1 pseudogene is annotated in these 433 nt (G+C 58.0%); it reads left to right on the forward strand.

Features of this window, described 5'->3' with window-relative positions:
- Positions 1 to 17: 17 nt before the first annotated feature.
- Positions 18 to 433, forward strand: a pseudogene (locus tag RM704_RS45790) (excinuclease ABC subunit B); the annotation flags it as partial.

A 433-nucleotide genomic window follows, 5' to 3' on the forward strand; every position in this document is an offset into this window, starting at 1 on the left:
TGATTATCGTCGCCACCGTGTCCGCCATTTACGGTATCGGCGACCCGACCGAGTATCAACAAATGGTGCTGTCCGTAAAAGAAGGCGACACCATCGAGCAGCGCGACATCATCGCCACGCTCGTTTCCATGCAGTACGAACGCGGCGATTTGGACTTCAAACGCGGCAGCTTCCGCGTGCGCGGCGACGTGATTGACGTGTACCCCGCCGAAAGCTCCGAAAACGCCTTGCGTATCAGCCTGTTTGATGACGAAATCGACCGCCTCGATATGTTCGACCCGCTTTCAGGCAGCCTGCACCAGCGTGTCGGACGCTACACCGTCTTCCCGTCCAGCCACTACGTTACCCCGCGCGACACCGTATTGCGCGCCTGCGAATCCATCAAAGAAGAATTGCGCGAACGCATCGAATTTTTCGCTCGCGAACAACGCCC

This window comes from Streptomyces gottesmaniae (genome assembly GCF_031845845.1).
Classification (GTDB): Bacteria; Actinomycetota; Actinomycetes; order Streptomycetales; family Streptomycetaceae; genus Streptomyces; species Streptomyces akebiae.